The 12,156-nt window shown below is 39.1% G+C and carries 15 protein-coding genes; 8 read left to right on the top strand and 7 right to left on the bottom strand.

Annotated features, from left to right (window positions below):
* Nucleotides 1-40: 40 nt before the first annotated feature.
* From H9565_RS11820 to H9565_RS11805, 4 genes are all read right to left on the bottom strand, one after another.
* Nucleotides 41-397 carry a DUF805 domain-containing protein gene (locus H9565_RS11820; RefSeq protein WP_215439869.1) on the bottom strand — a complete coding sequence of 119 codons (357 nt, stop codon included), beginning with the start codon at nucleotides 395-397 and terminating at the stop codon, nucleotides 41-43.
* Between the two features lie 220 nt (nucleotides 398-617).
* On the bottom strand, nucleotides 618-1,730 hold the full coding sequence (locus H9565_RS11815; protein WP_215439867.1) for a peptidylprolyl isomerase: 1,113 nt from the start codon (nucleotides 1,728-1,730) through the stop codon (nucleotides 618-620).
* Nucleotides 1,731-1,779: 49 nt separating this feature from the next.
* On the bottom strand, nucleotides 1,780-2,325 hold the full coding sequence (gene gldI / locus H9565_RS11810; protein WP_215439865.1) for a gliding motility-associated peptidyl-prolyl isomerase GldI: 546 nt from the start codon (nucleotides 2,323-2,325) through the stop codon (nucleotides 1,780-1,782).
* Nucleotides 2,322-3,338, bottom strand: a complete 1,017-nt coding sequence (locus H9565_RS11805) for a DHH family phosphoesterase (protein ID WP_215439862.1) — start codon at nucleotides 3,336-3,338, stop codon at nucleotides 2,322-2,324. The genes gldI and H9565_RS11805 overlap by 4 nt, the downstream gene beginning before the upstream one ends.
* Before the next feature lie 78 nt (nucleotides 3,339-3,416).
* Between H9565_RS11805 and H9565_RS11800 the strand changes: the two genes are divergently transcribed.
* Both H9565_RS11800 and H9565_RS11795 read left to right on the top strand, forming a co-directional pair.
* The gene (locus H9565_RS11800; RefSeq protein ID WP_246560562.1) at nucleotides 3,417-4,466 is read left to right on the top strand and encodes an alkaline phosphatase D family protein; all 1,050 of its coding nucleotides are present in this window, start codon (nucleotides 3,417-3,419) and stop codon (nucleotides 4,464-4,466) included.
* A gap of 48 nt (nucleotides 4,467-4,514) precedes the next feature.
* Nucleotides 4,515-4,934 (top strand): nucleoside-diphosphate kinase, encoded by a 420-nt coding sequence (locus H9565_RS11795; protein WP_215439860.1) that lies wholly within the window; start codon nucleotides 4,515-4,517, stop codon nucleotides 4,932-4,934.
* Nucleotides 4,935-4,992: 58 nt separating this feature from the next.
* Here the strand turns inward: H9565_RS11795 and H9565_RS11790 are convergent, their stop codons facing one another.
* From H9565_RS11790 to recF, 3 genes are read right to left on the bottom strand one after another with little or no spacing between them, the layout of a single operon-like run.
* Complete coding sequence (locus H9565_RS11790; RefSeq protein WP_215439858.1) at nucleotides 4,993-5,289, bottom strand: DUF721 domain-containing protein; 297 nt, start codon at nucleotides 5,287-5,289, stop codon at nucleotides 4,993-4,995.
* A gap of 1 nt (nucleotide 5,290) precedes the next feature.
* Nucleotides 5,291-5,707 carry a hypothetical protein gene (locus H9565_RS11785; protein ID WP_215439856.1) on the bottom strand — a complete coding sequence of 139 codons (417 nt, stop codon included), beginning with the start codon at nucleotides 5,705-5,707 and terminating at the stop codon, nucleotides 5,291-5,293.
* Between the two features lie 25 nt (nucleotides 5,708-5,732).
* Nucleotides 5,733-6,812, bottom strand: coding sequence for a DNA replication/repair protein RecF (gene recF / locus H9565_RS11780; RefSeq protein ID WP_215439854.1), 1,080 nt, complete (start codon nucleotides 6,810-6,812; stop codon nucleotides 5,733-5,735).
* A gap of 115 nt (nucleotides 6,813-6,927) precedes the next feature.
* On the opposite strand from recF, the gene H9565_RS11775 reads away from it, so the two are divergent.
* The 6 genes from H9565_RS11775 (at nucleotide 6,928) to H9565_RS11750 (ending at nucleotide 12,155) form a co-directional block, all read left to right on the top strand.
* A complete protein-coding gene (locus H9565_RS11775; protein ID WP_215439852.1) occupies nucleotides 6,928-7,695 on the top strand; it encodes a tetratricopeptide repeat protein in 768 nt (255 codons plus the stop codon).
* Nucleotides 7,695-8,177 (top strand): 6,7-dimethyl-8-ribityllumazine synthase, encoded by a 483-nt coding sequence (gene ribH, locus H9565_RS11770; RefSeq protein WP_215439850.1) that lies wholly within the window; start codon nucleotides 7,695-7,697, stop codon nucleotides 8,175-8,177. The genes H9565_RS11775 and ribH overlap by 1 nt, the downstream gene beginning before the upstream one ends.
* Nucleotides 8,178-8,387: 210 nt before the next feature.
* Nucleotides 8,388-8,687, top strand: coding sequence for a riboflavin synthase subunit beta (locus tag H9565_RS11765; protein ID WP_215439848.1), 300 nt, complete (start codon nucleotides 8,388-8,390; stop codon nucleotides 8,685-8,687).
* Complete coding sequence (gene mutL, locus H9565_RS11760; RefSeq protein WP_215439846.1) at nucleotides 8,687-10,543, top strand: DNA mismatch repair endonuclease MutL; 1,857 nt, start codon at nucleotides 8,687-8,689, stop codon at nucleotides 10,541-10,543. Before H9565_RS11765 ends, mutL begins: the two co-directional genes overlap by 1 nt.
* Complete coding sequence (locus tag H9565_RS11755) at nucleotides 10,544-11,287, top strand: rhomboid family intramembrane serine protease (RefSeq protein ID WP_215439844.1); 744 nt, start codon at nucleotides 10,544-10,546, stop codon at nucleotides 11,285-11,287.
* A gap of 1 nt (nucleotide 11,288) precedes the next feature.
* Nucleotides 11,289-12,155 (top strand): rhomboid family protein, encoded by an 867-nt coding sequence (locus H9565_RS11750; protein ID WP_215439842.1) that lies wholly within the window; start codon nucleotides 11,289-11,291, stop codon nucleotides 12,153-12,155.
* The last annotated feature ends 1 nt before the right edge of the window (nucleotide 12,156 follow it).

Raw genomic sequence — 12,156 nt, 5'->3', positions numbered from 1 at the left:
TGCCATTTGGCAAACCCTTTTCTATATTGTTCAATTACTACTAAACTTTCTGTAAAGTAGCCTCTTCTTCCGCTTTAGGATTTGGACCATATTGGTTATCTCCGGCTTCACTATCCGTACAGGCCAAGATCAAACTGTAAATAGGTACGAGTAGAAACCAACCGCTCTTTCCAACATCGTGCATTCTTCTTACACCTACAGCTATACCTGGTATTAAAACACCTAGTGAATATATAACCGATAAGAACAAAAGTGCCGGAACATCAATTACAATTGCTAAAATTTGTAACCCGTAAGCAATTAAAATATTGAATAAAAAAAACATCCAATACTCTTTTCTTCTTGCACGACCTTCAAAGCCAGCGTAGTTTTGTAATACTTTTAAATACCAATTCATAGGTTTAAGATTTAGGGGTTATTACTATTTATGAATGGTACAAACGGGCATCCTTACCTTGTATTATGATTTTTTAGATGAACTGCACCTAAAACGGAAAAAAATAGATTAACTGTAGAGCTTAGCCCAACTTTTCATTGTTTTTTCAGCATCTTGTCCAAAATAAAAAACGCACAAAAAAACCCGCATAAAACGGGTTTTGTACATTGTTGAAAGACTCTTATTCTGCCTCTCCAGTAATTTCAAGATCAAATACCAAATCTGCACTAGGTGGTATTGGCCCCGTACCTTGTGGTCCGTAGCCCAAATGCGAAGGAATAAAAATACGTGCCTTATCCCCTATTTTCATATTTAAAAGTCCTTCCTTAAAACCAGCTATTAAACTAGCATCAGGACTGTACTCCATTGGTATTGGCTCATAGCCACCTCCTTGCTTCCTACGAGCGTCAAACTTATTGTATTTAGTTGCTACGTCTTCGTAATTACTATCGAACAAGGTTCCATCTTCCAAGAATCCGGCGTAATATACAAGTACTTGACCACCTACAGTAGGTTTTGGACCTTCCCCTTCTTTCAAGGTCAATATCTTAAGACCACTAGGTAGTTCTTCGGCCTTTGCCTTTTGTTCTTCAAGAGCAGCTTTAAAGTCGCTCTTCATTTTTTCAAATGCAGCAATCTTAGCTTCTTCTTCAGCAAAATAATCGGTCATAACCTGAACGGCATCAAACTTTTTGGCCATTTTGCCATTACGTACAATCTCAACGCTGTTCATCACTACGTCCTCAATTGGCCTGTCTTTTGTCATTGGGTCTTGAGATGTTTCTGTGTTGGCAATAGAATCTACCACATCCAAACCTTCAACTACATGACCAAACACAGTGTGTCTACCGTTTAAAAACGGAGTTTCTTTATGTGTAATGAAAAATTGGCTCCCATTGGTTGCCGCTCCCGAATTGGCCATAGAAAGAATCCCCTTTCTGTCATGCACTAAAGAATCGTTAAACTCATCCTTAAACTTATATCCTGGATTACCTCGCCCAGTACCTGTTGGGTCTCCTCCTTGAATCATGAAATCCTTAATGACCCTGTGAAAGATAAGGCTGTCATAATATTTTTTACCTTTTAAACTATCGGTAACAAAAGGGCTTTTACCCTCCGCCAATGTTATAAAGTTTGCAACGGTAACCGGTGTTTTTTCATATTCCAGTTTCACAATAATATCGCCTTTACTGGTATGAATATCCGCAAAAACGCCATCTCCCAACTCGGCATACTGACTTTTACAACTAGATAGCAAAACCACTAGGGTTATCAAGTAATAGATTTTTTTCATGTTTTTAATCCTTTGTTTATATTTTACTTTTATTGATTATTTGCAAGTTCTACTCTACTAACTCATTCTGTTTTTGGATTTTAAAAACGGATAAGGTAACCTTAAACGGTACATTAACTCCAATTTTGTCATTATCGCCATGGTAGCCGTACCCCAAAGAAGACGGAAACAAAAAGGTTGCCGTTTCTCCTTCTTTTAACATCTTAACACTGTTTCTTAGACCTGGAAAAAGATCTTGCTTATCAACTTTATAGGTAAGGGTACCTATATCGTCCATGCTATAGATAGTGTCTTTTTTTAAGCTGACTACGTTATAGCTCATTACCACTACATCATCTGGCTGGGCGGTATAGTCCGTTTCTTCATTTTTAACGTCATAATAGAACCAAGAACCGCTTGCCGTATGCGTATACTCGTGCAATGTATCGTTAGCCATCACTTCTTGCATTGACTTCTCTTCTTTGGCCAAAAGTTCTTTGCTGCGTTTCACGGATTGCTTAAAAAAGCTTCCTGTCTTTACCTCAACAGGTCTTCTTGCTTCGGGGCCTCCACAGCCCACTACTATAATTAAAAAAATAAGACTTAATATTCTCATGCTTGTAATTGCTCTTGATAATTTTCTAAAAGCGATTCAAAATAAAGAGTCGTTTCTTTAAGCGACCTATCGCTTTTTCCACCTGCAGCATTATCATGACCACCACCTTCAAAATGGGCCCTTGCAAATTCGTTTACCGAAAATTCTCCAATAGACCTGAAGGAAATTTTTATGATACCTTCATCTTTATTCTCTATAAAAATAACCGCAAATATAATACCTTCTAAAGTAAGTCCGTAATTTACAAAGCCTTCCGTATCTCCTTTCTGATACTCATGGGCATCTAGCTCTTCTTGACTTAGCGTAATATACGCCGTTCTGTACTTATCAAGAATAACCATATTCTTTAAAGCGCAGCCCAAAAGATGTAATCTTCCCGGGGTGTTCGTGTCAAAAACCCTGTGATGTATTTCCGTGTTTTCCGCACCCTTATCAATTAAATCTGCAACTACACGGTGGGTTCTACCGGTAGTAGACCTGAATTTAAACGAGCCGGTATCAGTCATTATTCCAGTATAAAGACAGTCTGCCATTTCTGAGGTAATCTTATCTACATCACCTAAAAACTCAATGAAATTATAAACCATTTCACAAGTAGAAGTCATGGTTACATCAGAATACATAATCTGGGCATAATCAGATGGGGCCTGGTGGTGGTCAATCATCACAAAAGGCACTGTTAGGCTCTCCAATACGGATTGCATCTGCCCTATTCTTCCCAAATGATTAAAGTCTAAAGTAAAAATCACCGTAGCTTCGGCAATTTTTTCCTTGGCCTGGCTATTCTGTTTTTCAAAATTTAAAATATTTTCATTGCCCGGCATCCATTTCAAAAACTTAGGATAATCATTGGGCGCAACAACAACAGCCTCTTGCCCCCTATTTACAAGGTAATGACATAAAGCCAAGGTTGAACCAATGGCATCACCATCCGGATTTTTATGTGGTACGATTACGATTTTTTGCGGTTGGGAAAGTAGTTGCTGAACCGCTTTTATAGACTCCAAATTCATGCGCGCAAATATACAATTTAATAACATAGCCTTTGAAGGCAAAGTCTTATTTTTGCTGTTAGTTTTTAAAACGATTCTATGTTGAATAAATGTGTCGCCATTAGCGCCCTATTTGCCTTTATGGCTTGCAAGACCGTAAAACAGGACGAGCAGCCTATAAAAAAGGAAGTATATACCTCTACTTTTGATTCTGATTTTACCCTAACATTTGGCTCATGTAATAAACAAAACGAAACCAATTTACTTTGGGACGACGTTTTAAAAACGCAGCCCAATCTATGGATTTGGGGAGGAGATAACATTTATGCGGATACGGATAACATGAAACGGCTACGCTCCATGTACGCCCAACAAAACGCAGTTAAAGGATATCAACAACTAAAAAAGACGGTACCCGTTATTGGCACTTGGGACGATCATGATTATGGACTGAACGATGGAGGCGTTGAGTTCGAAAAAAAGAAAGAGAGCCAAAAGGAGTTCCTTGATTTTCTAGGAGTGGACCAAAATGATCCGCGAAGAACCCAAGAAGGTGTTTATACCGCACATACCTATAATACGCCAAAGGGAAGCATTAAAGTACTGGTATTGGATACACGATATTTCAGAACAGCCTTAACCCCAGATCCTGTAACTAAAAAACGAACTAAACCAAATGCCTATGGCGTTGGCACCATTCTTGGAGAAACCCAATGGAACTGGCTCTCTAGTGAGCTTAAAAACTCTACGGCAGACTTTAATATACTGGTAAGTAGTGTTCAAATACTATCCAACGAACACGGCTTTGAGACTTGGGGCAACTTTCCGCACGAAGTAGACAGACTCAAAAAGCTTATTGTAGATTCTAATGCAAAAGGTGTTATGGTACTCTCCGGAGATCGCCATATTTCAGAGTTTTCAAAAACGGACGTATCCGGATTGACCTATCCTTTAATAGATTTTACAAGTAGCGGACTTACACATTCCTATACCGCTTACAATGGTGAAACCAACCCGTTTAGGGTGGGTGAAGTGGTTTTCACTCAAAGTTTTGGACTAATTAAATTCAATTTTGAAACTAAAGAAGCGCAGATGCAAATTCTGGGTGACGACTTAAATCTTTTAGGAGAGTTACATCAAACCTATTAAAAGTTGCCGATTATTGAATAAAGCGTATTTTTGCAAAAAATTTTTACAATGACAACGAACAGAACATTTACGATGATCAAACCCGATGCGGTTGAAAACGGACACATTGGTGCCATCTTGGAAAAAATAACTTCCGCTGGCTTTAAGATCGTCGCCATGAAATATACACAACTTAGCACAAGAGATGCTCAAGAGTTCTACGCCGTTCATAGCGAGCGTCCGTTTTACGGAGAATTGGTAGAGTTCATGAGCCGTGGTCCTATTGTTGCCGCTGTTTTGGAAAAGGACAATGCCGTTGAGGATTTTCGTGCTTTGATAGGTGCAACCAACCCGGCCGAAGCTGCCGAAGGTACTATTCGAAAGTTATTTGCTACCGATATTGCAGAAAATGCGGTACATGGTTCGGACAGCGATGAAAATGCAGCTATTGAAGGTGCCTTTCATTTTGCGGGAAGAGAGATCTTCTAAAAACCGTACAACTTTATAGAAAACCTGTAAGTATCAATCCTTTGAAGCTTACAGGTTTTTATCTTAGAACCAGTTTCTTTACCAAGTTTTTACCCAAATCTTCATTGAGCATCTTTACAATTTTAGATTTGCCCAAGCTAAGTTCTTCACGAAGCACAGAAGAGGACAACGCCACAAAAAGTGTATCGCCTCTGAGCTCTATATCCGTAGTATAATTATTTACGCCATTACCCATTAGATTGCGCCAAGCTTCGCGCGCATCTACTTTATCCATGCCCTTTTCCAGCCTATTCTCTTTTATGAATTCCTGAAGCGCTTCGCTCATATTCATATTTTCGTTTCTTCGCTTTGCCATCTTATTGGATTGAAATAGGTTCAAATCTTTTATAATCGTACTGTATCCCTTCTTGGTTCTTTACGGAAAAAGTAGCATCGTCCAAATCTACCAACGTCTCGGACCACTCACTTAACTCGGTCTTGTAATCAATTGAAAAACTGTTCTCATTTTGGGTGATGACAAATGCTTCCGCATCATCAGAAGTTTCATAGGTTCCATCTAGTTTGGGTTGCATTTTTTTACGATATCCTTTTTTTCCGTCCGTAGAAATATAATCTACATTGGTATTCACCTTATATTCTTTAACGGTACCATCGGCCAAGGTTACCCTTGTTATTTCCCAATACCCGTCCAGCAGGTTCAAATCATCCTTTGATACGCCTGAAGAGCACCCTAGAAACAAGCCTAAAAATCCTATTAAAATTATCTTTTTCATCGTCGTTTTCTAAAAATCGGATTAATTATAATTTGAACAATTTATACGTTTGGTGAATCTGCTTTACTACTTCTTCGGTACGTTCCGCATGGGTATCACTAATAAAGATCTGTCCAAAATTTTCATTGTTCACCAAAGCTACGATATGTGACACCCTATGTTCGTCTAATTTATCAAAAATATCATCTAACAATAAAATAGGCGTTGTTTTTGAACGGGCTTTTATAAATTGAAATTGAGCAAATTTTAGAGCGATCAAAAAAGATTTCTGCTGACCCTGGCTACCAAATTTCTTAATGGGATGCCCTGAAATTTCAAACCCTAAATCGTCTTTGTGTACCCCAACCGATGTATATTGCAAGGCTTTATCCTTTTCAACGGATTTTTCCAAAAGAGCCATTAAACCCTCATTAAGCAACTTACTTTCATAACTTAAGGACACCTCTTCATGACCTCCGGATATGGCAATGTACTGTTCTCTAAAAATAGGGATGAATGCCTCTAAAAACGCCACTCGCTTATCAAAAATCCGAGTTCCATAATCTTCTAATTGTTCATTGTAAACCGCCAACGTATCCTTATTAAAAGTATGGTTGGCCGCAAAATATTTTAAAAGCGAGTTACGCTGGGCCAAAACCTTGTTATACTTTAAAAGGTCTTGTAAATACTCCTTATCGGATTGAGAAATAACCCCGTCTATGAATTTTCTCCTGGTATCACTTCCTTCTATAATAAGATCTCTGTCTGCTGGTGAAATAATGACCAAAGGCAATAGACCAATATGGTCCGACAGGCGATCATATGCCTTCCCGTTTCGTTTAATTACCTTTTTTGCCCCCCGTTTTAAACTACAAACTATTTTCTCTTCCCGCTCATTTTTTTCAAACTCTCCCTCTATTACAAAAAAATCCTCATCATGTTTAATGTTCTGGGTAGAAACCGGGTTAAAGTAGCTCTTCCCAAAGGAAAGATGGTACACCGCATCCAACACATTAGTTTTTCCTACTCCGTTAGGACCAACCATGCAATTGATTTTTTTATCGAGTTCAATATCCATTGAATCGAAGTTTTTATAATTAATCAGGGATAATTTCTTTAAAAACATGTGCAATAATTCCAGATTTGACGGTACTTGATATACAAACCTCAAAAATAACGAATAAATACCCTTTCGGTTTTGGATAAAACCTTTATTTTTGCGCCACCAATAAAATTAGAAAATGGCAACATATAAGAAGCGTGGTTTTAAACCAAAAGATAAAGCGGAAGAGCAAGAAGTTACAGAGCAAGAAAGCGCAACTGCAGAAGTCTTTAGTACACTAGATGAAAGTGCCTCCAAAACCGAAGCTTGGGTTGCTGACAACCAGAATTATATATTAGGTATCATTGGTGTTATAGCCGTTGGTGTTCTTGGATATTTGGCGTATGCCCAATTTGTAGAGAAACCCAAAGAAACTAACGCTGCCAATGAAATGTACTACCCTCAGCAATATTTTGACCAAGCCCTTAACAGCCCAACAGCTAAGGATTCTTTATATACCCTTGCATTGAACGGCGCGGAAGGAAAATACGGTTTTCTTGATATCATAGATGAATACAGCGGAACAAAAGCGGCCAACTTGGCAAACTACTCTGCAGGTATGGCGTATTTGAACATGCAAAAGTACCAAGAGGCTATTTCGCATCTTGAGGACTTTAGTTCAGAAGACGATATTCTTGGTGCATTGGCAAAAGGTGGTCTTGGTGATGCGTTCATGCAACTAGGTCAGCCAGAAGATGCCTTAGGTTACTATGACAAAGCTATTGCTCACAGCAACAACAACTATACAACTCCTAAATTCTTGTACAAAGCGGGTGTTACGGCTCTAGAATTGAACCAGAACGATAAAGCCCTTAAGTACTTTCAGAGAATTAAAGATGAGTATTCATCTTCTGATGAAGCACGTACTGTTGATGCTTTTATAGGAATGGCTAAAACCAACAATTAATGGCTACGGCAAACAAAAACTTATCAGTTTACGATAAAACTAAAATCCCAAACGCGAAAAATCTTCGGTTTGGGATTGTTGTTTCTGAATGGAATACAGAAATTACCGAAGGCCTCTACTCTGGTGCCGTTGAAGCCCTTTTGGATTGTGGAGCCTCAGAAGCCAACATTTTACGCTGGGATGTGCCGGGTAGTTTTGAGCTGACTTTTGGATGTAAAAAAATGGCCACTACCCAAGAAGTAGATGCCGTTATTGCCATTGGAAGTGTTATTCAAGGTGAAACCAAACATTTTGATTTTGTTTGTAGCGCTACGGCTCAAGGCATTAAAGACCTTAACGTACAACTGGATACACCTGTGATATTCTGTGTATTAACGGATAACAACATCCAACAATCACGGGAGCGCAGTGGAGGTAAACATGGTAATAAAGGTACAGAGGCCGCTATTGCCGCTATTCAGATGGCCAGCTTGGGGAAATAATTATCTAGAACCAAGCCTCTACAAATTTTTATTGTCCTTTTTCTTTGGAAAAAGTCTGTCCTGTCTACAATGGCAAAACAGACAATTACCTTATATCCTTACATGTAAGGTAACATTTTACCCACTAAAAAGCTGTATCTCATGCGCTGTTAACAAATTTTGGCAGCGGTAACACGGCATATTTTTTGATTTTAAGTAACTTTGAGGTTCATGGGAATGCTAAGTAAATTCACACGCTTAAAGCGGAGCAAGAAATTTGAATACACCCCTCGTTATTATGACGACAAGGGTAAAGGCAGTCCGTTCAAAATTGAACCAAAATTTGACCAATACCGAAGTACATTAAATCCCGCCAGAGGTTTAAAGGGAAAGTTTGGTAGTGCCATGTCCGATATAAAGCGCCAAGGCGATACCAATCTAAAAATACGCATGGCAGTTATTTTGGCCATTCTCGTATTGATCGTACTTTATATTATCGATTTTGACCTCTCTATATTCTTCCCTAACTAATGGCAGATATCATAAAACTCTTACCGGACCATGTTGCGAACCAGATTGCAGCGGGTGAAGTGGTTCAACGTCCTGCTTCAGTCGTAAAGGAATTATTGGAAAACGCAATAGATGCCGGGGCTACCTCTATAAAATTAATTATAAAAGACGGCGGAAAAATCCTTATCCAAGTTGTAGATGACGGAATGGGCATGAGTGCTACGGATGCTAGATTAAGTTTTGAGCGGCACGCCACTTCTAAAATACAAAAGGCAGAAGATCTCTTTAATTTGAACACCAAAGGGTTCCGTGGTGAAGCCTTAGCTTCAATTGCAGCAATTGCCCATGTTGAGATGCAAACCAAGCCCGAGAGCGAGGAACTGGGCACCCATCTAAAAATTGAGGGCAGTAAAATTATATTTCAGGAAGCCAGCGTTACACCCAAGGGTACGTCTATGGCCGTAAAGAACCTGTTTTTTAACATCCCTGCCAGACGTAACTTTTTAAAAAGTAATCAGGTAGAGTTAAGACATATTACAGATGAGTTTCATCGTGTTGCCTTGGCACACCCTAGTATTGCCTTTCATTTTTATAATAACGGAAGTGAAATATTTAACCTTCCTTCGGACAATTACCGCAAGCGTATTGTCAATATTTTTGGTACACGAACCAATCAAAAGTTGGTTCCCGTTGAAGAAGAAACGCCCATTGTAAAGATAAGTGGTTTTATAACCAAGCCCGAATTCTCCAAAAAGAGCCGTGGGGAGCAATTTTTCTTTATCAATAACAGGTTTATTAAGAGTCCTTATTTACACCACGCAGTGGTAGCGGCTTTTGAAGGACTCATAAAGTCAGATTGTCATCCTGGCTATTTTCTCTACCTAGAGGTTGATCCGGGCTCAATAGATATAAATATTCATCCCACTAAAACAGAAGTTAAGTTTGATGATGAACATAGCCTGTACGCTATTTTAAGGTCTACGGTAAAGCATAGCTTAGGTCAGTTTAACGTTGCCCCTGCGCTAGATTTTGAACACGACCCAAATTTACAGACACCTTATGAATTCAAGGATAAGTCCGTAGTACAGCCTAAAGTTACGGTAGACGCAGGATTTAACCCTTTTCAGGAAACCAAAAACACAGCCTCCCCTGCTCCATCGCGTAGCTATCAAAAACCAAATACCCAAAGCTGGGAAAGCTTGTACGTTGGTCTAGAATCAAAAATGGGTACAGATGAAAACCTTGGTAGCATCAGTTTTGAATCTGACACAATTACCGGTTCTATTTTTGAGGGCGAAAAAGAAACGGCGGAAACCGTTACTACCACCTTTCAAATTAGAAGAAAATATATTGTAACCACTATAAAATCCGGTATGGTAGTAATTGACCAAAGCCGGGCGCACCAAAGAGTACTTTACGAAAAATTCTTAAAGAACAGCACTGTAAAACAAGCGGTTAGCCAGCAACTACTGTTCCCTTTGACGCTTTCCTTTTCGCATACCGAAATTAGTGCGCTTAAAGAAATTGAAGATATTTTAACGTCTATTGGATTCATTTTTGAAAAAATAGAAGATGAAACTATTACCGTCACAGGTGTTCCTCTTCTTGTGGCCGAAAGCGAAGTTGGCATGATATTGGACCAGCTTATTTCAGATTACCAACAAGAAATAACGGAAGAGAGTTTCTCCCATACGGACATACTTTCAAAAACATTGGCAAAAACATTGGCGGTCAAGACTGGGGAGATGCTGGACAACGCCTCCCAAATTGCCCTTGTAAACGATTTGTTCGCCTGTAAGGAAGCAATGGTTAGTCCGTTTAATAAACCGGTATACATCACCATTACCGAAAATGACATTGACAAAAAATTTATTTAGATGGGAAGATTAACCGAAGCTATAAAACACTTGCTCATAATAAACATTCTGTTTTTTGTGGCAACTTCTCTTTACGGTGATCAGATGTACCAGTGGTTTTCGTTGTGGTTTCCAAAAAACGAGAACTTTGCCATCTACCAGATCGTAACACATATGTTCATGCACGGTGGCTTTATGCACATTGCTTTTAACATGTACGCTTTATGGGCTTTTGGAACGCCATTGGAACAAATGTGGGGACGCAATAAGTTTCTGTTCTTCTATTTTTCCGCTGGTCTAGGTTCTGCTTTGATTCATACAGGGGTAAACTACTACTACTTTAACGAGGGAATGCAAGCTTTGGTGAATAGCGGCATGACCGAGAGTAGTGTTATTGAGATTATATCATCTGGCCAGTACAGCCCGGATTGGTACAATATTGCATCAAAAAGTACCATAGATAATTTTCTATCAGCTTATAACACACCCGCAGTAGGAGCTTCTGGAGCCATTTATGGTGTTTTAGTAGCCTTTGGAATGATGTTCCCAAATAGTGAGCTTTTCTTGATGTTCATTCCTGTACCGGTCAAAGCCAAATATTTTATACCTATTTTAATAGGATTGGATTTATTTTCGGGAGTAACCGGTTATAGCCTTTTTGGCCAAGGTATTGCCCATTTTGCCCATATTGGGGGCGCTTTGTTCGGTTTTTTAATGATGTGGTACTGGAAGAAGAATCAGTTTAACAACAACCGCTGGAACTAAGATGACAAACGGAGATTTAAAATATCAATATGCACGGTTGAGCGTTTCCGAAAAGCTCATAGCCATTAATGTTATCGTTTTTATCATTATGGGGCTTATTACAGCGCTAATTAGCCCTAGCGTTGAAAACTGGTTTGCCCTGCCCAAGGATTTTTTCGACTTTTTAATGCAGCCGTGGTCCATTATTACTTACTCTTTTTTACACGGTGGCATTTTTCATATTCTCTGGAACATGTACGTATTGTACGTGGCCGGCCGTATTCTACTAAACCTTTTTGACGGTAGACGCTTCTTGAACATCTACTTTTTAGGGGTCATTCTAGGCGGCCTTTTATTTCTTTTGAGTTATAACATTTTCCCGACGCTAATTGGCGTTAATGCTTCTCTTATTGGTGCTTCCGCGGGAGTAATGGCGGTACTTATATTTGTTTGTACCTACATTCCCAATCAAGAAGTACGTCTTTTTGTTTTTAACGTAAAGCTTTGGCAAATTGGTTTGTTCGTAGTGTTAATGGATTTAGTTCAAATTCCTATGGGCGGGAACATTGGAGGAAGAATTGCCCATTTGGGTGGTGCCTTTTTAGGGTATATGTATGCCCGACAACTATATAATGGCAGGGATATTGGTGAGGGTTTTGCCGGCTTAATTGATAGTATAGCCAATCTTTTCAAAAAAAGCGAAAAGAAAGCACCTATGAAAACCGTTTATAAAAACAAGCAAAAAACAGCTACCAAGCAAGCCAACCACGATAAGCAAACCCATCAAAAAAAGATTGATGCCATTTTGGATAAAATCAGCAAATCCGGATACGAAAGTCTTTCAAAAGCGGAAAAAGATTTTCTATTCAAGGCTGGAAAGGAAGACTAGC

The sequence above is a fragment of the Zobellia russellii genome, assembly GCF_018728565.1.
In the GTDB taxonomy this organism is placed as follows: domain Bacteria; phylum Bacteroidota; class Bacteroidia; order Flavobacteriales; family Flavobacteriaceae; genus Zobellia; species Zobellia russellii.
This window is presented reverse-complemented; position numbering and strand designations above follow the sequence as displayed.

What these genes read in the sequence shown, in the direction of transcription:
- mutL (WP_215439846.1), top strand. Translation starts at nt 8,687, where the DNA reads ATGGCAGATATCATAAAACTCTTACCGGACCATGTTGCGAACCAGATT.
- H9565_RS11800 (WP_246560562.1), top strand. Translation starts at nt 3,417, where the DNA reads ATGTTGAATAAATGTGTCGCCATTAGCGCCCTATTTGCCTTTATGGCT.
- H9565_RS11815 (WP_215439867.1), bottom strand. Translation starts at nt 1,730, where the DNA reads ATGAAAAAAATCTATTACTTGATAACCCTAGTGGTTTTGCTATCTAGT.
- H9565_RS11795 (WP_215439860.1), top strand. Translation starts at nt 4,515, where the DNA reads ATGACAACGAACAGAACATTTACGATGATCAAACCCGATGCGGTTGAA.
- H9565_RS11790 (WP_215439858.1), bottom strand. Translation starts at nt 5,289, where the DNA reads ATGGCAAAGCGAAGAAACGAAAATATGAATATGAGCGAAGCGCTTCAG.
- H9565_RS11750 (WP_215439842.1), top strand. Translation starts at nt 11,289, where the DNA reads ATGACAAACGGAGATTTAAAATATCAATATGCACGGTTGAGCGTTTCC.
- H9565_RS11805 (WP_215439862.1), bottom strand. Translation starts at nt 3,338, where the DNA reads ATGAATTTGGAGTCTATAAAAGCGGTTCAGCAACTACTTTCCCAACCG.
- gldI (WP_215439865.1), bottom strand. Translation starts at nt 2,325, where the DNA reads ATGAGAATATTAAGTCTTATTTTTTTAATTATAGTAGTGGGCTGTGGA.
- H9565_RS11775 (WP_215439852.1), top strand. Translation starts at nt 6,928, where the DNA reads ATGGCAACATATAAGAAGCGTGGTTTTAAACCAAAAGATAAAGCGGAA.
- H9565_RS11765 (WP_215439848.1), top strand. Translation starts at nt 8,388, where the DNA reads ATGGGAATGCTAAGTAAATTCACACGCTTAAAGCGGAGCAAGAAATTT.
- ribH (WP_215439850.1), top strand. Translation starts at nt 7,695, where the DNA reads ATGGCTACGGCAAACAAAAACTTATCAGTTTACGATAAAACTAAAATC.
- H9565_RS11785 (WP_215439856.1), bottom strand. Translation starts at nt 5,707, where the DNA reads ATGAAAAAGATAATTTTAATAGGATTTTTAGGCTTGTTTCTAGGGTGC.
- H9565_RS11755 (WP_215439844.1), top strand. Translation starts at nt 10,544, where the DNA reads ATGGGAAGATTAACCGAAGCTATAAAACACTTGCTCATAATAAACATT.
- recF (WP_215439854.1), bottom strand. Translation starts at nt 6,812, where the DNA reads ATGTTTTTAAAGAAATTATCCCTGATTAATTATAAAAACTTCGATTCA.
- H9565_RS11820 (WP_215439869.1), bottom strand. Translation starts at nt 397, where the DNA reads ATGAATTGGTATTTAAAAGTATTACAAAACTACGCTGGCTTTGAAGGT.